The organism is Nonomuraea sp. NPDC050153 (assembly GCF_044460125.1).
GTDB lineage: Bacteria > Actinomycetota > Actinomycetes > Streptosporangiales > Streptosporangiaceae > Nonomuraea.
The window spans coordinates 142,430-160,080 of sequence record NZ_JBITJQ010000012.1 but is presented as its reverse complement, the minus strand read 5'-3'; the positions used below and the strand labels follow the sequence as shown (position 1 = coordinate 160,080).

At 71.8% G+C, this 17,651-nt stretch carries 12 protein-coding genes; 2 read left to right on the top strand and 10 right to left on the bottom strand.

Annotated elements, in window-relative coordinates; all coding sequences use genetic code 11:
- Positions 1-352: 352 nt before the first annotated feature.
- Complete coding sequence (locus tag ACIBQ1_RS28545) at positions 353-484, top strand: hypothetical protein (protein ID WP_397282273.1); 132 nt, start codon at positions 353-355, stop codon at positions 482-484.
- Positions 485-522: 38 nt separating this feature from the next.
- On the opposite strand, the gene ACIBQ1_RS28540 is transcribed toward ACIBQ1_RS28545, so the two are convergent.
- The 3 genes from ACIBQ1_RS28540 to ACIBQ1_RS28530 form a co-directional block, all read right to left on the bottom strand.
- Positions 523-1,089: a phospholipase gene (locus ACIBQ1_RS28540; RefSeq protein WP_397282271.1), complete on the bottom strand. Its 567-nt coding sequence runs from the start codon at positions 1,087-1,089 to the stop codon at positions 523-525.
- 175 nt (positions 1,090-1,264) lie between these two features.
- On the bottom strand, positions 1,265-1,843 hold the full coding sequence (locus ACIBQ1_RS28535; protein ID WP_397282269.1) for a hypothetical protein: 579 nt from the start codon (positions 1,841-1,843) through the stop codon (positions 1,265-1,267).
- Positions 1,844-1,919: 76 nt separating this feature from the next.
- Complete coding sequence (locus ACIBQ1_RS28530) at positions 1,920-3,233, bottom strand: RNA-guided endonuclease InsQ/TnpB family protein (protein ID WP_397282267.1); 1,314 nt, start codon at positions 3,231-3,233, stop codon at positions 1,920-1,922.
- 23 nt (positions 3,234-3,256) lie between these two features.
- Here ACIBQ1_RS28530 and tnpA point away from each other — a divergent pair, with 23 nt between their 5' ends.
- The gene (tnpA, locus tag ACIBQ1_RS28525; protein WP_397282265.1) at positions 3,257-3,685 is read left to right on the top strand and encodes an IS200/IS605 family transposase; all 429 of its coding nucleotides are present in this window, start codon (positions 3,257-3,259) and stop codon (positions 3,683-3,685) included.
- Positions 3,686-4,126: 441 nt separating this feature from the next.
- Here tnpA and ACIBQ1_RS28520 read toward each other — a convergent pair whose 3' ends face one another.
- The 7 genes from ACIBQ1_RS28520 to ACIBQ1_RS28490 form a co-directional block, all read right to left on the bottom strand.
- On the bottom strand, positions 4,127-4,663 hold the full coding sequence (locus ACIBQ1_RS28520) for a hypothetical protein (RefSeq protein WP_397282263.1): 537 nt from the start codon (positions 4,661-4,663) through the stop codon (positions 4,127-4,129).
- Entirely contained in the window at positions 4,656-5,180 is a 525-nt protein-coding gene (locus ACIBQ1_RS28515; protein ID WP_397282261.1) for a hypothetical protein, read from the bottom strand. Before ACIBQ1_RS28515 ends, ACIBQ1_RS28520 begins: the two co-directional genes overlap by 8 nt.
- Before the next feature lie 49 nt (positions 5,181-5,229).
- Positions 5,230-15,498 carry a hypothetical protein gene (locus ACIBQ1_RS28510; RefSeq protein WP_397282260.1) on the bottom strand — a complete coding sequence of 3,423 codons (10,269 nt, stop codon included), beginning with the start codon at positions 15,496-15,498 and terminating at the stop codon, positions 5,230-5,232.
- A gap of 10 nt (positions 15,499-15,508) precedes the next feature.
- A complete protein-coding gene (locus ACIBQ1_RS28505) occupies positions 15,509-15,853 on the bottom strand; it encodes a hypothetical protein (protein ID WP_397282258.1) in 345 nt (114 codons plus the stop codon).
- Positions 15,850-16,254, bottom strand: a complete 405-nt coding sequence (locus ACIBQ1_RS28500; RefSeq protein ID WP_397282256.1) for a YbaB/EbfC family nucleoid-associated protein — start codon at positions 16,252-16,254, stop codon at positions 15,850-15,852. The genes ACIBQ1_RS28505 and ACIBQ1_RS28500 overlap by 4 nt, the downstream gene beginning before the upstream one ends.
- 101 nt (positions 16,255-16,355) lie before the next feature.
- Positions 16,356-16,760 (bottom strand): hypothetical protein, encoded by a 405-nt coding sequence (locus ACIBQ1_RS28495; RefSeq protein WP_397282254.1) that lies wholly within the window; start codon positions 16,758-16,760, stop codon positions 16,356-16,358.
- A complete protein-coding gene (locus tag ACIBQ1_RS28490) occupies positions 16,757-17,647 on the bottom strand; it encodes an SseB family protein (RefSeq protein ID WP_397282252.1) in 891 nt (296 codons plus the stop codon). Before ACIBQ1_RS28490 ends, ACIBQ1_RS28495 begins: the two co-directional genes overlap by 4 nt.
- Positions 17,648-17,651 lie beyond the last annotated feature (4 nt).

The following is a 17,651-nucleotide window of genomic DNA, read 5'->3' as shown; positions in this document are numbered from 1 at the left end:
ATGCAGGGTCTTGGCATAAGGTCGGCATAAGTGATCGGCACCGCGCCCCATCGATAACACCCGAGTTAACTTGCTGTCCAGTCGCAAGTTTCGTCATACTCCGACACTCAGTGCGACCGGGACGCCCTCATCAGCCACGTCACCGAGGCGACTGCCGTCACCTCCCGCCAATGTGGCCACAATCGGCCACATCAGAACGAGACGGCCCACCGAGCCACGTAGCGGGACCGTGACATTGCGTGGGTGGCGGACCACTTGGCTGCGACCGGGCCGCGCATGCGCCGGCGGGCGCAGCAGCGCACTGTCAGCCGGGACTCGCCGCGGCTATCGGGTCATCGTCGCGCGCGACCTCGTGCGCGGCACGGACCAGGCACTCGAACGCGCCGCGCTCAGCATGATGTCGCTGCACATGGCCCTGGTCATGGACGCCGGCGACATCCTCGCCGCGTGGGCCGCGGCCGGCCGCCCTGACCGGGCAGGATGACGCGGGGCGGGGACGCGGCGTCCCCGCCCCGCTCCGTCTCAGGAGTCGACGCTCTCCGAGCTCTCGACGTCCTCGGTGCCCTCCGCGTTCTGGGCGCTCAGCTGCGCCTGCTTCTGCACCTCCCGGATCTGCTCCTTGGTGACGTTGAGGTTCCCGAACTCCTTGACCGCCTGGTAGTACGTCCAGGCGAGGCCGTTGCAGGTGGACTTGGAGACGCCCGAGTACTTGGCGCACACCTGCTTCATGTCGTAGTAGAACGAGTCATCGATGCGCGGCTTGTTCGCCGGGAACTGGTTCACGTCCTTGTAGTTGCGGTAGCCGAAGTCGTGCCGGCGGCACGGCATCCGGAAATCGAAGCCGAGCGGCTGGTCCGGGCTGCTTGAGCACAGGTCGGTCGACCAGTCGAAGGCGTAGTCGGCCCAGGCGGCCTGGTTCTCCCAGGCGGCCCGCCAGGACGAGGCGCTGGCGGCCGTGGGCTGGGAGAAACCGGAAAGAGCGGCGAGTTTCTGCTCCAAGGTCACCGCGTGGGCGGGCAACGCGAAGCCGAGCACGGTGATCACAGAAAGGGCGAAAGCGGCGAGTACCGCGCGGGATCGTCTGACCATGAGGGCCTGCTCCTATTGGCGGGGGGTCGGATGCACGTCCTCACGATGACCCGAAAGCACGGTGATGGGCAGAAGCAGATCTTGCCAATTCCGAAAGAAGGGTTCGCCGAGTCTCGATCTTTACATCGTGTCGCCTTTCTGTCAGTCGTGGAGTCAGTGAGAGGCCCGCGGGCCGTCACGCAGGCCCGATGCCCTCCAGGGTGAAACGCGCGTTCCACTCCCGCACCCACCTCCGGCCGAACCCCTCGGCCGAGTTCAGCGGCGTGACGGCCGCGTCGAACTTCCCCGTGACGGGGTCGAAGGCGAGCTCGGCGGCGGTGTCCTTCTTGACGTGGTACGAGTCGAAGTCCGGGTTGAAGGTCTTGTTGCTCAGGCCGCCTGCGTCGTCCGTGTAGGCGAAGCCGCCCGACGCGATGCTCACCGACCGGGTCAGCACGTTGTGGGACGGCACGTACACGGAGTCCGGGTCGCGCCAGACGTACTCCTCCGTGCACTCGGTGGTGCCGACGGCGGCGCAGATCCGGCCGGTCGAGTCCGCCGGGACGTACCAGGACCGGATGTTCGGGTACTGCCGGCCGTAGCGCCGGTACCACTTCTCGACGTTCTCGCGCGTGTTGGTGAAGCCGGTGCCGTCGCCCACCTTCAGCATGTCGTTGAAGCGCTCGACCACGACCTTGGAGTTGGGCACCGGGAGCCGCCCGCCGCTCTCGTGGTAGAGCTTGTCGTGCCCGACGTACGTCACGTCCTTGAACACGTTGTCGGTCGCGACGTTGCTGTGCCCCGACTGTTGACGTGCTCCTCCACATGAATGTGGAGGATTCCTGTGCTGCTTACGCAGCAGCTCGCAGCGCGGGTGCGGGCGAGACTGTGGGACAGGATGCTTGACGCTTCACAGGCCCCGGTATCCCGGAGTCTCCACGTCCTGTGACCGCCCGTCCGGCGGCAGAGTTGTACCGATGAAGCTGGTTTCGGGCGGCGTTGGTATCGGCGTTGCCGATCCATCCGCACGCCAGGTTCTTGCACGCGAACCGCGACTGCGTTTCGCGTGATCCCGCGGTGGTGGTGTGGCAGCGGTGACACTCTTGGCTGGTGCCGTGCGGGCGGACCTTGGCGACCAGACCGCCGCGGTCGGCGCTCTTGTAGGTCAGCAACTCCACCGTCCGGCCCCACGCCTGGCCCGCGATCGAGCGATTAAGGCCCCGCTTCTGGGCGACGTTGGCCCCCGGCTCCTGCACGGTCCCAGACGCCGAGGCCATCATGTTGGTGATGTTCAGGTCTTCGACCACGATCGCGCTGAATCGCCGCGCCAGGTCGGTCGTGCTCTGATGCTGCCAGTCGACGGCTCGGCGCTTGGCTGTCGCGCGGAGCCGGGCGATCTGGTCGTAGGTGCGGCGTTCCCGATTGGAGACCGGGTCGCCTTTCTCACGGGTGGCCCGCTGACGGGCGCTTTTGCGCTCCAGACGCAACAGCCGCTCACTCTCCCCGCTGGTGAGCCACGGGCCGTGCCCAAGGTGTTGCCCGTTGGAGAGGGCGAGGGGGACCGCGATGCCCCGGTCGATGCCGGCCTTCGGCCCGGTGTGCTGGACGGGGGCGGATACGAGCAGCTCGGTACGGAAGACGATGGTCCACCCGTGGGCTTGTTTGACCAGGCGAGCCCCGGTGACCCGTCCGGATGGCCCGCCCTTGGTGAGGCCGGGCAGGTCTTTTGTCCACCGGAACTTCACCCGCCCGACCTTGGGCAGGTTCACCGCGCCCCATCTGCGGTTGATCCGGGTGATCTGCAAGTCGCGGGCCTGGGGGACGTCCACGGCCATCCGGGACCGCAACCGGCTCTTGAACGTCGGGCGCTTGGCCGGGTGGCCGGGGTTGAAGAAGTTCGCCCACGCCTGCCGGTAGGTCTTCAGTACGGCTTGCGCGGCCTGAGCCGGCAGTTGCCCCATCCACTCGATCTCGTGGCGGGCTTGCCGGATCGCCGCGTCGCACTCCTTCGGTGAGGCGAACCGGCCCTGGCGGAAGGTCATGAACTCATGGAGCACGTTCCACAAGGCACGCGCGGCGTGGGCTTGACCGTCCACAACGGCCACCTGAGCCGGGCTGAGGTCGAGTCGCGCCACGTGCGCACGAGTCCGTTTCACCTTCTCCACACGCTGATCATATCGTTTGGTTTATGTCACCGCGATGGAACCCGAACCCCGATGTGAGAACGGGACGACATGTCGTCTACAACCTTCATGCCCATTTGGTGTTCGTGACAAAGTACCGGCGTGGGGTGTTCACCGATGAGATGCTGATCCGCTGCGAGGAACTCATGCGCGAGGTATGCGCCGGCTTCGAGGTAGAACTGCGCGAGTTCAACGGCGAGCACGACCACGTCCACCTGCTGGTCCACTACCCGCCCAAGGTCGCCCTGTCCAAACTCGTCAACTCGCTGAAGGGGGTCTCGGCTCGGATGCTGCGTAAGGAATACAGCGCACACGTCCGCACATACCTCTGGGGCGGACATTTCTGGTCTGGTTCCTACTTCGCCGGGTCGGTCGGCGGGGCACCGCTCAACGTGCTCAAGCAGTACATCGAGCAGCAGAAACGACCTGTGTGAGTGAAGCTGCCGACAAACCTGAAAGGTCAGGGCACGCTCGCGCCCTAGCGGGCACTCCCGCGTGGGCCTTCACCCCCCGGCGTGAACGCCGGAGCACTGGCCCACATTCTGGTAGACGCCGCCCCTGATGCGGACGACCCCGGGGCGCGGGCGCTCGTCCGGCCCGCCAGCGCGTCGCGGGCCTGCTCGACGGTCGCGAACGGGTCCTGCCGGGTGCCGTGGGCCCCGGACCTGCCGTCCGGTGACACGTACACGGTGAGTGGGGCGGCCGCCGCCGGGGCTTCCGTCGCGGCGATCGTCGGTAAGGCCACGATCAGGACAGTCAGTGCACTTCTGATCAACAGATGCCTCAATCGATAAAATATGACAGTTTTCGAGACCGTAACTCCATCGCGACGCGAAATCAATCGTTTGACCAACCCACCGCCCGGCGGGCCGGGGTCAGCGGTCGTGCAGGCGGTGGAAGTCGTTCAGGCTCCGGCGGTAGAAGGCGAGATCGCTCTCCAGCTTCTGCCTGGTGACCCGATGGGGCTCCGACTCCCGCAACGCCCTGCCCATCTCGGTCCAGAAGGCGTCAGGGGGCAGCTCGGCGGCGCCGCCGGGGAAGAACTTCAGCGCCTCGGCCACGGCGTCGGCGGCGAAGAGCCAGTCGGCCTGGACCTTGTCGTACGCCTCGGGGTCCGAGGGGTCCGCGGCGAAGAACAGCGCGCCCTGCAGCGCCCTGCTCGCGTAGGTGGCGGCGATGAGCACCCACTGGCCGGGGTCGATCAGCTCGGACAGGCCGGAGCCGAAGGTCAGCTCCGCCTGCCTGGCCACGGCCTCGGCCTCCTGGGGGACCAGAACCTCCATGGCGCCGAGCCGCACCACCCAACCGTCCTCGTCCTGCTCGACCGCCGCCCGGCGCGACCCGCCGCCGGCCACCAGGTCGAAGTAGACGTACGCCTCCACGAGGGAACGGGCGAGAGCGCGCTCAGGCATGCCGGCCGGCCAGGTCCTGGTAGGTGTCCCTGACGATGAGCAGCCGGTCGAGCTGGAACCTGCCGGGGTCGGTCGCCCGCATCCGCTGCCCGCGCTCGGACCAGAACCCGTCGTCGGGCACCGCGTCCGCGCCGGGCGGCACGAACTTGACGACCTCCTCGACCGCCGCGGTCGCGACCCGCAGCGTGCGCCGGGCCTCGGCCTGGTCGTCCACCGGCACGTTGCCCGCGCTCAGGTCGGCCACCCACATCCACTCGCCCGCGTCGAGCAACTCGGACGGCTCCGCCCCGCCGAACGTCGGATAGCCGGTGGGCAGCACGGGACGCTCCGGCAGGCCGAACAGGTATTCGCGGGGTGTCCCGCACTCCCCGCACACGCCGGAATAGCGGTTGACCAGCCCTTCCTCGACGCTGACCAGCCCGCTGTGCCAGGTCGTGTCCACCGACCCACAGGCGCACGGGTGCAGGTCGAGGTAGAGATGCGCCTCATCCCTCGTCCGCGCCACCGCGAATGCCATAACCGTCCTCTCGTCGGAAGTCCCATCATGCCGGAAGGCGCGATCCCGCTCACACCGCCATCGTGCGCGCCTCGCCCGGGACCGCCGGCGCGCGCAGGCCGCACCCGCACGGTCCGTCCGCGGGACACCGGCAGTCCTCCTCCGGCGGGAACAGGCCGGTCGTGTTGGCCAGCGCGCGCAGGCGGTCCAGGTACGCGGGCCAGTCCCGGGGCCGCGCGCCGTTCTTCAGCGTGGTGAGCTCGGCGGCCAGCGCCGGCGGGACGAGCTGCCACACCTGGGGGCGGACGTCGGCGAGCAGGTCGTGGAGCACGCCGAGCCGGGCCGGCCGCTGGCGGGCGGTGGCCGCCCGCGCCTGGCGCACGGCCTCGTACAGCTCGGCCAGGGCCGCGTGGTCGTCGGCGGTCGTCGCGCCCAGCGTACGGGCGACCGCGGCGGCGGCCGTCGCGGCGGCGGCCCGCTCGTTCGCGCCGATCGTGAGGCGGCCGTCCACCTGGACGGTCAGCAGGCCCGGCTCCGGGGCGCCGGCCGGCCGTACCTCGACCGGGATGGGCGGGCGGCCGGGGAGCACGATGTCCAGCAGGCCCGCGCCGTGGTCGTGGACCCGGGCGCCCATGAGCGCCGCGCCGCGCTCGACGGCCCTGGTCGCGGCCATTTCCGGTAGAGTCGCATGCCCGCGGATCGCCGTGACGTCGGCGGGGGAGAGCTCGCCCGCCCGCGCCAGCGCCAGCAACCGGGGCGCCGCCCCGGCCTGGCCGGGCGCCAGGCCCGCCCGCGCCGCCTCGGCCCGCAGCGCCGCCTCGGCCGTGCCGCTCAACCCGCCTTCGGGGACCGCTCGGGCCAGCCCGCGCAGCCGCGCGAGCGTCGCGGCGTCGGCCGCCCCGAGCACCTGTCCCGGTGCCACCGGCCCCGGCCCGAGCGTCCGGCCCGCCGGGCGGCCGTCCAGCGCGGCCGCGTGCGCGGCGACCTGCTCGGCCACGTCGACCACGCCGCGCCCGCCTCCGTCGGCGGGCACCCGGAGCGCCAGCTGCTCCGGCGCGCGCGAGTCGACGCTCACCTCCGTGGCGCCCGGTGTGGCGTCGGCCAGCGCCAGCGTGAAGGTCCCGCTCCTCGTGGCCACGGTGAACTCGCCCGCGCGTCCCGCCGGAGTCACCCCGGCGACGCCGGCGATCTGCGCCAAGCGGCCGAGCCCGGCCGCCGTGGTGTCCAGCCCCACGGGGGTTCCCCCGTTGAGCAGCCTCGCGAGCCTGCCCTGCGGTTGAGGGGCGGCCGGCGCGCGCGGGCCCGTTCCCCACGGTGGCGCGGGCGGGGCGTGGCCGCGGCGTTCGAGATCGGCCGCGATGGCGTCTATCGCGTCGGCCAGGTTCGAGCGCGTGGCCGGGTCGGAGGCCGCGTGCCACTTGCGCGACAGGTGGGCGTGCTCGTTCAGGCGGGGGAGCAGGCAGTGGTCGGTGCCCTCGGCCTGGTGCTCCGACAAGGACGTCCTGATCACGCCCTGCGGCGCGCCCGACGCCGCGGCGAGCGTCTCCTGCGCGACGTGCGAGAGCTCGTGCACCAGGACCGACGATACGACGTCCGGGTGCACGCGCGGCCAGACGCGCATGATGTGCGGGTCGTCCGCCGTGCCCGCGTGCAGCTCGGTCGAGGCGGTGTTGCCCGCGCCCGGATCCTCGATCAGCACGCGGACGTGCTGGTCGGGCGCGGTGGGAACCTGGACGGTCACCGTGTCGCCGCGCCAGGTGACGCGCGTGGCGGCGCCGCCCAGGTCGCCGAGCGTGACGTCCTGGCCGCGCAGCTCGCCCATGGTCAGGTCGGGGACCCCGTCGGGCCGGCCCGACCGGCTGAAGGGCGTGCCCTCGATCGCGGGGGAGGACATGGCGCCGGGCATCAACCCCTGGGCGACGCTTCCGCCCGTCGTGGGGTTCACCTCTTCCCGGTCGGCGGGCCATGCCGACTTGCCGACGTCGGCGAGAAGGATGCCCCTTGAGAACAGCTCGACCCTGACCTGGTGGATGAAGGTGCCGGGCTCCTCGGAGTTCATGAAGACGTCGCGCAGGTCGATGCCCGCCTGGGCGGCGGCGTCCAGGATCGCGGGCGGAAGGGCGCCGAACGCGTCGGCGAATCCGCCGTCGGGGGTCTCGCTGTAGACCGAGCCGTCGGGGGCGGCCCGGTACCGGTGGAGCCCGTCCGCCTCCCGGACCGCGACCCGGGCCACCATGCCGAGCTCGCGGGCGGCCAGGCGCGCGTCCTGGAGGATCTGGATCAACCCGGTGCGGCCCGTGTCCGGGGCGAACGAGAACGTGGCCCATCCGCGATCGGCCGGGGGCGTGAGCCGGACATTCGACTCCACCCGGTGGCGCAGCTCCGCGATCTCCTCCTCGAAGAGCGTCACGTCGATCTCGCCGCTGGTGGCGCTCGTCAGGTGGACGGGATCGCCGACGGGGTGCTCGTTGCCGTCCCGCAGCCGGGCCACGTGCTGGAAGGTGAGGTCGCTGTCGAACCTGAGCCGCACGACGTACGCATTGCCCTGCCCGAACTCGCTGCGCTCGCGGCGCGCCCCGTGGTGGTCCGACACGCTCTCGGACGCCTGCTCGCCGGCCCGCACACCGCCGTTGAGGCCGGTCTCGGCGTCCGACATGCTGCCGCTCTCGCCGACGGGCAGCACGCGACTGCGGGACACCGTCGCGTTCTGGGCGTCGGCCGCCCTGTCGACCTCGCCCTTCTCGGCGTCGAACGGCCCGGCGATGATGGTGAAGTCCGACAGGCGGGCGTGGATCGTGACCTGCGCGCCCTGGTCCTTGAACTTCTGCCTGGCCAGCGGTATGACGAGGCCGCCGGGCCCCGCCATCCGCTCGAACCCGGTCAGCAGGCCGTCGTGGGACAGCCGCCTGACCAGCTCGGCCCGGCGTTCCGCGACCGCGGCGGCACCCAGCATCTTCGCGAACTGCGCGGTGATGACGTCGATGAGGAGGGGTTTGCCGGCGTGCTCCCGCACCCTGTCCGGGAAGTAACCGGGACGCAGCTCGACCAGCCGGGGGTCGAGCACGGGGGTGATCGGCCCCGGATCCTCGGAGGCGGGCCGGATCATGCCGGTCGGGATGCGCCGCACGAGTGTGGCGCGGTATTTGGCCGGGGGCCCGGCGCGGAGAATGCGCCGGAGCGCGTCCGCTGCCCGGCGGGCCGCCGACCGGACCCGGCCCCCGCGCACCGGCCTGCGCGTGACCTCGATGACCAGCGTCATCTCCTGCTGGACCCGGTTCATGCCGTTGAACATGGCCATCCGCTGCAGCCGTGTCCCCTGCCGGTTGGTGGAGCCCGAGTACGAGCGACCCCGGTCCGTCGACACGCCGATGCCGTGGCCGTCGCCGTTGTTCGCACTGCCGTGATCCAGCCCCGCCGAGTAGGAGCCGTTGTACGCCTCGGAGTGCGACAGGTCGGTGTAGCGGTAGCGCTGCCTGATGACGCCGGCCTGCGAGGTGTGCGTGAGGAACCGGGCCCGGCGGGAGTCCCCCGGGTCGTCGTACACCAGCCGGGCCGTGACCGTCACCTCCTCGGCCTGCGAGGTCTGCGCGCCGACCTGGACGTGGTAGCTCTTCTCGTAACCCTGCCTCGACCACATGTCGTTGACATGGATCAGCACGGCGTCACTGGAGAAGTCGACGCTCAGCTCGTCGACCAGGGTCGGGCTCCCGTCCACGGCCTCGCGGTAGGCGGCGCGCACGGCGTCCAGCGCCGCCTGCATCGTGTCGACGGGGTTGCCCTGATCGTCGGTCAGGTCGAGCGATTCCACCGTGCCCAGGCCGACCGTCCCGTCGTACGACGGCGCCAGCACGACGTCCCTGGAGCGGTCGATCAGGTCCGCCGCCTCGCTCAGGGTCTGGTCGAGCTGCTGCTCCTCGTTTCCCTGATGGGCCGTGGTGGCCGCCGGGTCGAGGCCCGTCAGCTCCTGGATCTTCTCCAGCAGGGCCTGCGGGGTGTGCCGCGCGGCGTACCCCACGTCCTCGCCGTTGGCCCGCGCGTCGGAGAGGTCCATGATGTACCGCTGGACCAGGGGCACGGCGACGCTCGGGTCGAGCTTCATGCTGCCGTTGAGGAACCGCTCGACGGCGTCGCCCACCACCGGGCCCGGCAGCGGGAGCTCGCCCTCGGCGTACATCACCAGCGCGTCGTCCTCGGAGAGCATGAACAGCGCGGTGCCCTGTGCCGTGGCCGTGCCGTTCTCGCCGACCGGGACCCGGCCCGCCAGCGGCACCGCGTGCGCCGCGCTCGCCGAGCCGGTGACCGTGAGGTCCACGGGGGCCCGCAGGAGGATCTGGCGGCCGAAGTCGATCGAAAGCCCCTCGTCGCCCCAGATGTCGAGGACCGAGGTGGAGACGGAGGTGCCTCCCGACCGGGAGGGCAGCGAGAGGGAGCCGCTGTCGCTCGACGTGCCGCCGTCGTCGAGGTCGGCGACGTTCGTCGAGGCCCCGACGGAGTGACCCGACGATCCGCCCCAGGACACGCCGGCGCTGCCGAGCCCGAAGAGGATCTCCCCCTTCACGTGGTCGATGACGCCCAGCACCTCCACGTCGCCGACCTCGCCCGCCACCGTCATGGACGATCGGGTGGGCGTCCCCCGTGGGCGGACGGCGAGACCGGTGGTGAGCAGCCTCATCAGCGCCCTGGGGTGCGAGACGATGTTGCGCACGCCCAGGACCGCCTGGAACATCTGGTACGCCACCGAGTCCTTGCGCATGCTCCCCGGCTGCACCTGCTGCGCGGCGGTCTGCAGGCTGCCGTGCGCGTCCCAGTGGACGAGCTTCGCCCTGGACAGCACCTTGTCGGACACCTTGCCGATGGGCGCGGGCGCCGAGCCGTTCTCCGGGGGGAGGAGGTCCGCCGCGAACAGCAGCCTGGCCGACCCCCTGCCGGACGCCAGGGGGGTCGTCTCCCCGTCGTGCACGAGATCGACCTTCAGGTCGTGGCTCAGGGAGAAGATCGCGACCGGGCCGTTGCTCTCGTGCAGGCTCACCACGTTGACCGTGCCGCCGGCGCTCGAACCCACCGAACGGGTGCGGCTGCCGCCGGCGTTGACGCCCACCTCGTGCGACAGCCCGTCGTGCCCCTGGTCGGGCCCGTCGCTCTCGCCGACGGAGGCGCCGCCGCCGTACGTCCTGGACTGGCTGATCGCCCGGGCCGAGGTGTCGGAGCCGATGTCGAGGTTGACCACCGTCTCCGAGTCCGTGTACCCGATGTAGCGGTAGTTCTTGAAGTCCTGCTTCAGCGAAATGTGCAGCATGTGGTGGTCGGCGGCGCCGTTCAGGCCGTGCGTCACCAGGTCGATGACGATGCCCTCCTGGGCCAGGGTGTCGTAGCCGGACCTGATCCGGTGCTCGGACAGCTGCTCGGTGACCTCCTGCAGGTTGAGGATCTGGGCCGCGCGGGCGAGCCGGTTGGACGCGTACTGCCGGACCCCGTCCACGGTCTTCGGGATGATGCCGCGCTCGGCGAGCTGGTCCATCACCTTCTGCCTGACCTCGGCCAGCCCGTCGATGTCCTGGACGAGGCCGGGGCCGGCGCCCCGCATCTGGCCAGGGCCGTCGCCGAGCCACGCGGGCAGCTCGGCCTTGCGGCCGGGAGGCGGGCCGGGACGCGGGTCGCCCCGCAGCACCTGGTTGCCGTCCGCGTCGAGCAGCGGCACGCCGTTCTGGTACACCAGCGCCGCGTGATCGACGGGCAGGCCGAAGCGGTAGGCGGCCGACTCCCGCATGCTGACCACGGCCGTGCTGCGCATCGGCCGGAGCGTGACGGGCGGTTTGCCGTACTCCTCCACGATGAACGTGGTCTCCAGCGCGAGCCGGTAGCTCTGCTTGGGGCTGGTCTTCCGGTGCACGCTCGGGTGGATCGCCTGCTGGTTGGCGGTGGCCGAGTAGGAGCGCGACGCCGACCTGGAGCCTCTGACCCGTGGCCCGATGCTGGGCTCGTAGCTGCCGGGCCCGTTGACCTCCTGCAGCGCGGGATGGTTGAACCCGGCAGAGGCGTTCGCTTCCAGCGACCCGCCGGACGACGCCCCGCCCGGCGTCGCGGCGAAGTCGACGAGCACCTCCTCCTCCCACTCCTCGGCGCTCGCCCCGCCGAGCGGCTCGCTCGCCACCAGCACGACCCGGGTCTCGGCGCTTACCCTCGCGTGCGGCCTGCCGTTCCTGGTGAAGACGCGCTCCAGGTCCCCGTTGACCGCGTCGCGGAGCCGGTGGGGCAGCTCCTCGGTCACGAAGGTCCGCAGCTGGTCGTGGGGGACGGCGCCGACCTGGTCGTACTGCCCGCCCAGCGTCGCCGCGATGGTGTCCAGCGCCTCCTCCAGGCCGGTCATGCTGGTGAGGACGTGGTTGGGGAGCTTGCCGTCGCGCTTGGCGTCGTCGACCCAGGCCAGCTTCCGCGGCGCCTGGTCGGTGAAGGAGTGCGAGACCCACAGCCGCTGACCGGCGGCGTCGCCGGGCGCGCCGGAGTTCACGACGGTGGCGTCCCGCCAGCCGTCCGTCTTGCGCGTGCGGATCTCGACGGTCCACGTCGCGGCGGCGTCGAACAGCAGCGACTCGCTCCTGTTGTCGGCGACGGAGCCGCCCTGCGCGTACATCCCCGCGCCGCCCGTCGCCGACCAGTTGCGCCCGGCCACGACCCCGACGCCGACCCCGAGCATCTCGGTCAGCGTCCTGGCCCACTCGCCCTCCGGCAGCATCTGCGCCAGGACGGCCGTATTGAAGCCGAGGGGCAGCCCGCCGCTGCCGGACTCGGTGGCGGTGACCGTACGGCCCGCCTGGAAGAACAGGCCGACCATCGTCTCCGACGCCTTGACGCCCGGGTTGAGCACCTCGACGAGGTCGGAGAGGGAGAGCCTGACCCGCACCTCCGCCGCCGTGCTGCCGCGGCCCACCCGCAGCACGACGCCGTCGGGGGAGACGAGCTTGTGGAAGTCGGCGCGCAGGGCGCGCTCCAGCTCGTCCGGGCTGAACCGGTGGCCGACCTCGTGGCGCTGCAGGAGCTTGTTGACGGCGGTGGTCAGCGCGGTGTGATGGGCGAGCGAGCCCGTCGGCATGGCCATGGACAGGCTGTCCTGCTGCGGCAGCGCCGCTGACAGCGCGTCCAGATAACCCTGGTGGCGGCGCGCGGCCTCGGTCGCCAGTGATCGGGCGATGGAGGCCATGCCGACCTCGCCGAACTGGGCGGGCCTGCCTGCCAGGCGCATCGCCGACAGCAGCCGCTCGTAGGCCTTCCTCGTCTGCTCCGCCTGCGCCAGGGCGGGGGCGTACGCCTGCGCGATCCTGGTGTGCCGGGCCTGCGTGGCGCGGTGCACGCGGTTCTCCTGCCGCGCCTTGCGCGCCCGCTCGAAACGGCCCTGGTCGTGCTGCTTCAGCGCCTTGCGCGCCTCCCGCGTGGCCTGGCGTGCCTTCTTGCGGGCCTCTTCGGCGCTCTCCGTCTTCGACCGGATCTGGATCTTGAGTGCCTGCTCGGCCTGGACCAGCGCGTCGATGACGGCCTGCACGTCCTCCGCGGTCGGGTTGGCGCCGGGTAACGGGGGTGCGAGGGACTGCCGGGTGCCCTGGGTGGGCGCCCACGGCGGCGCGGGCGGCGTATGGCCGTGTTCGCGCAGCTCGCGGGCGACACCGTCGATGTCGACGGCGAGGAGCCGCTGCTCCTGGAGCGTCTGGGCCTGGTGCCATTTGTCGGCCAGGTACGCCAGCTCGTTGAGCCGGGCGGGCACGCACGCGTCCTGCTTGGCCTCGGCGCTCTTGCGCGGCAGGATGCCCCGCCGGCGGCCCTCGCCGGCCGACCGCAGCTTCTGCAGGGTGTCGGTGATCTCGTGCAGCCAGACCCTGGGCAGCTGGTCGGTGGCGACGCGCGGGCCGAAGTGGACCAGATGGGCGTCGTCCTCGCTCCTGCCCGTCCTGACCTCGGTCTCGCCCATCAGGCCCGGGGACAGGCCGCCGATGACGGGGCGGAAGTAGTGGGTGCCGTCCGTCTCCGTGTGGACCGCCAGCGTCCGGCCGTCCTGCGACCAGCTGAAGCCTGTCACGCCCTGGTTGAGGAAGTGCTTTGCGAGTAACTCGGCGACCGCGTCGTGCACCTCGTCCAGGTTCAGGTCGGGGCCCTGGCGTCCGTCGGGGACGAACCTGGTGCCGGGGACCGGCCTCGACGTGACCGTCCCCGGCTTGCTCGCGTGCGCCGGCGCGGCCGGGCGGCCGCCGGAGGCCGGGGCCGCCGCGGGGGCGGCCGGCTCCCCGGCCTGGGCGACGGTCAGCATGGCGGCGGCCTCGGCCTGGAGGTCCGCGTCGTTCGAGACCTCCTCGGCCCGCTGGTCCAGCGCGGAACGGATGCGGCCCATGGTGGCCGCGGAGATCACGTGCACGCCCGCGGCGGAGGCGATGAGGAGCTCGCCCGCCGGGCCGACCACCGCGTCGGGGAAGTTCGTGGTGAGCGCGGTGATGAGCGCCGTACGGGCTCGGACGGCGGCGGGCATGGGCTGGGCGGCCGGGGCCGACCCGTCGAGGGTGGACACCGGGTGCCCGGAGCCGTCGGCGGTGGGCCCCGCCGGGCCGGTCGCGGCCTGGGCGTCGGGCACCGCCTGGCCGTCCGGCTGGGCGGGGCCGCTGTCGGGCTGTGCCGGGTCGGCGCCCGGTTGGGCGGGGTCGGCGTCGGGTTGGGCGGGGCCGCTGTCCGGCTGGGCCGGGTCGGCGTCGGGCGTGGCGGAGGCGTCGGGCGTGGTGGTGCCGTCCGGGGCCTGTCCCGTGGGCGAGGGGTGCTCGGCCCTTCCGGAGACGGTGTCAGGTCCCGGGGCGGCGTCGCCGTCGGGCTGCGGCGCGGAGTCGTCCTCGTCGGGCGCCGCCGCACGCGGGTCCGCCTGGCTGTCGTCCCTGGAGCCCCGCCTGTTCGAGGCCGCGTCCGGGTCCGGCGCGGCGGGGGCGCGCCGGCCGTCGCCGTTCTGGCCGGAGTCGGCCCTCGGGGTCGCCGGCGCGTCGGGCCTCGGGCTCGCGGGAGCGGTCGCCGACCCGCCCGACCGCACTGTGGCCGGCACCGCGGGATCGGGCTGGCGCACGGTTCCGGGCATGCCGGGCTGGGGGCCGCCGTTCGCGGGGCCGCCGCCCGAGGTGTTCCCGTCCGCGGTGCCCCCGGGCGGATTGCCTCCCGCCGCGCGGGCGGCGTCGGTGCGCGCCGCGAGGTCGTAGGCGGAGGCGAGAGAGGTGACCGGGTGGGCCAGCGCGGTGTAGACCTCGGGATTGAACGGGCTGATCGTCCCGGTACGCCCGACGCCGCCCATGAAGCCGCCCAGGAGGGAATCGGCCGTGAACGGGTTCTGCCACTGGTCGTAGACCACGCCGTTGGCGATGAAGCTGCCGGCCGGGGAGGCGATCGTGTTGGTCAGGCCCGTGGTCAGGGCGCGGCCCGCGAATCCCGGCACGTGGCTGGTGACGCGGGACACGGGCCCGGCCAGCGCCGTGCCGAAGAGCGCGCCGCCGCCCGCGCCGAAGATCGAGGCGGCGGACTTGTCCGTGTTCCAGTCCTGCACGGTGCCCATCTTGAGCTGCTGGTACTGGGCCGCCGCGTCGATGAAGAACTCCTCGCCGATCTCCTCGATCAGCTCCCGGCCGATCGGTGAGGCCAGCAGCCTGAGGATGAGGCCGCGCCCGGTGGCGCCGCTGAGCGCGGTCACCCTGGCCAGCTGCGCCACGCTGAGCTCCCTGCCGCCCAGGGTCATGAGCCTGACGAGGATCCGCGTGATGGCCGCGCGGGCCCCCGCCGCGTACGGGCCGATGATCGCGGTGGAGGAGCCGGCGGTGAAGAAGGCCACGAACAGGGCGATCGCGATGGCGACGACCGTCACCCAGAAGGCCACGTTGACGGAGAGCTTGGAGTACTGCGTCTCGACGGCGAAGTTGCTGGCCTGCTGCGAGTAGGCCCGCGCGTTCCCGGACACCCCGGCCAGCCCGCCCTCGTGGCCGTACAGGAATTTGGTCCTGGTGATGAAGTTCGCGGTCGCGGGCGAGACCCACCCGGTCAGCAGGACGCGCGCGGCCGAGCCGGCGGTCGGCGCGGAGCGGACGGAGCCCTCGGCCAGGTTGTCGTACGCCTCCGACAGCTTCGACAGCCCGCTCTCGCTGGCGCCCGGCCACTTCTGCCCGGCCGACAGCAGGGGGATCAGCCAGTGGACGACCCAGTCGGGGAGCCTTTCGGTCTCCCACGCGGGGAGGACGTCGCTGTGGATGCGGACCGTGGGTTGCGGGGCGGCCAGGCCGCCGCCGTTCTGGCTGCCCGAGCCGTGGACGCCGGGAGCGGCGTTGACCGTCACGTTTCGGGCCTCAGATCTCCCGCACCAGCCCGGCCGCGAGGTCGTGCTTGATGTCGAGATCCATCTTCAGCGTGTGATCGACGGCCGTGCGCACTCCGCACCCCGCGCCGTTGATCTCCCCGGCCAGCTGGGTGCACTGGCTGAGCATCTGGTTGGGGCCGTCGTTGCGGAAGTGGGCTGTCCGGAACGCCTCCCCCTCGGCGCCGGACCCCCACGGGGCGGCGTCGAGTGCCTCCTGGACCTGGGCGATCAGCTTCGCCGACTCGCGTTCGAGGTCTTCGGCCATTGCCGACCACTGGGAGAGCCCCCGGTCCACGGTCGACTTGACGATCTGAGTGCCGTCCCAGAGCCTCATCGTTCGCCCTTCATCCGCTCGGCCAGCTGGGTCAGAGCGCTTTCGACGTCGCCGTCGAGGTGCGCCTCAAGCTCCCCTCGGGGGATCACCTGTTCGAGGATCTCCGTGACGCGCTCCCTGGCGCTCGCCGCCGCCCGCTGGGCCGTCTCGACGATCGTGTCGGCCAGCCGCCGTGCCTCGGGCCGCCGGTAGATGCGCGGATCCAGGTCGAGCCCGACGAGCTCGCCGCGCGGGCCGACCGTCACCGACACCAGGCCGTCGCGGGACTTCTCGGTGACCTGGACCGCTCTGGCCTGGGCATGGAGCTCCACGCCCGCGTCCTGGATCTGCCGGAACATGTCGCGCAGCTCGTCGGCATATGCCCTCATCGCCGCCGAATCGGGCTGGTCGGACGACTCCATGACACCCCCTGACGCCAAGCCACCCACGGGAAATCCTCTTACGAACCTTCCACGTTTCTAGTTAGTTTCCGTCACATGAACACCATGAGACAAGTGTGTGTTCAAAAGTGTTGTTTCCCGACATTTAGTGGTTCGGAATGCTCATGGAGATCCGTGACCTCGCCCCGGGGCACCCAAAGGCGGTACACACCTCGCTCGACGCGCTCCAGCCCGAGCTCCACCGCCGCGGGCGCGGATCCGCCCAGGTATTCGAGCAGCAACCGTCCGTCACGCTCGTCGTGCACGTGGAACCGCTCGCCCCGCCAGGTGCAGACCGTCGTCACGAAGTGCAGGGCCGCGCACTCGGACACGGGCACCGGGCGTACGTGGCAGCCGGGCTCGACCTCCTCGAACCCGTCCGCAGGCTCGGCGCTGCGCAGCCGTATCCACAGCTCCAGGGAGTGCGGCTCGGGGCTGGCCACGTAGTCCGCCCCCTGCCAGCGGGCCCGGTAGAAGTGCCGGCTCATCCCGTTCGCCTCCCGACCAGCAGCCACCGCCTCAGGTCGCCGTGATAGATCGCCCGCCGGTGCTCCGTCCCCTTGGCGGTGAGCTCCCAGATCTCCGAGCCGTGCGGCAGGCCCACGCCGTACACCTTGTACTCGCGGATGACCTGATCGACGTTCGGCACCAGGCCCATCCCCACGAACGGTGGCTCCTCGACCACCCAGCCCGCCACCGCGGCCCTGCCCTCCTCGTCGGTCCCGCCGTAGGGGGTGCGGTAGCCGGCCAGGCCCACGGGGCGCCAGCGCAGGATGTTCAGCGAGCCGTTCTCGGTCAGCAGGTCCGGCTGTCCCAGCGCCTGGGCGAGCACGACGGGCGTCGCGATGTGCGAGACGTCCAGGGCGTGATGGCAGTAGCCGGAGACGCGCGGCTCGCCCCCGGTCAGCAGGTCATGGACGTCCGAGGGCGACAGCAGCTTCTGGACCGCCGGCACCCCTGAGCCGGGATCGAGCATGAGGTCCTGGGCCAGCGTGGGCACCGCCAGCCTGGCCACCGTCCCGGACTCCAGCATGAAGGCGGCCGTCAGCCCCGGATTGATCGCCAGCCCCCACCGCAGGTCCGGCCAGCCGGCCGCCAGCTCGACCAGCGACAGGACCCGGCAGTGCGTGGCCACGCCCCCGGTGGCCAGCCGCATCGCCTCCACGGAGGTGTAGGCGAGCAGCCACGTCCGCTCGGAGTCGGCGGCGGTCGCCCACGAGGGAGCCTCGCTCCCGGCCGCCGCGCCGACGGTGATCGGCAGCGCCAGGTCCGCGTCGCGGAGCAGGCTCAGGCACAGCGCGCCCTCCCCGTCCCGGTGCGCCGCCCACAACCGCTCCTCGAACGGCGTGGCCGGCTCGTGATCGCTCGACGTCATCCGC

What these genes read in the sequence shown, in the direction of transcription:
- ACIBQ1_RS28540 (WP_397282271.1), bottom strand. Translation starts at nt 1,089, where the DNA reads ATGGTCAGACGATCCCGCGCGGTACTCGCCGCTTTCGCCCTTTCTGTG.
- tnpA (WP_397282265.1), top strand. Translation starts at nt 3,257, where the DNA reads ATGTCACCGCGATGGAACCCGAACCCCGATGTGAGAACGGGACGACAT.
- ACIBQ1_RS28520 (WP_397282263.1), bottom strand. Translation starts at nt 4,663, where the DNA reads ATGCCTGAGCGCGCTCTCGCCCGTTCCCTCGTGGAGGCGTACGTCTAC.
- ACIBQ1_RS28515 (WP_397282261.1), bottom strand. Translation starts at nt 5,180, where the DNA reads ATGGCATTCGCGGTGGCGCGGACGAGGGATGAGGCGCATCTCTACCTC.
- ACIBQ1_RS28505 (WP_397282258.1), bottom strand. Translation starts at nt 15,853, where the DNA reads ATGAGGCTCTGGGACGGCACTCAGATCGTCAAGTCGACCGTGGACCGG.
- ACIBQ1_RS28500 (WP_397282256.1), bottom strand. Translation starts at nt 16,254, where the DNA reads ATGGAGTCGTCCGACCAGCCCGATTCGGCGGCGATGAGGGCATATGCC.
- ACIBQ1_RS28495 (WP_397282254.1), bottom strand. Translation starts at nt 16,760, where the DNA reads ATGAGCCGGCACTTCTACCGGGCCCGCTGGCAGGGGGCGGACTACGTG.
- ACIBQ1_RS28490 (WP_397282252.1), bottom strand. Translation starts at nt 17,647, where the DNA reads ATGACGTCGAGCGATCACGAGCCGGCCACGCCGTTCGAGGAGCGGTTG.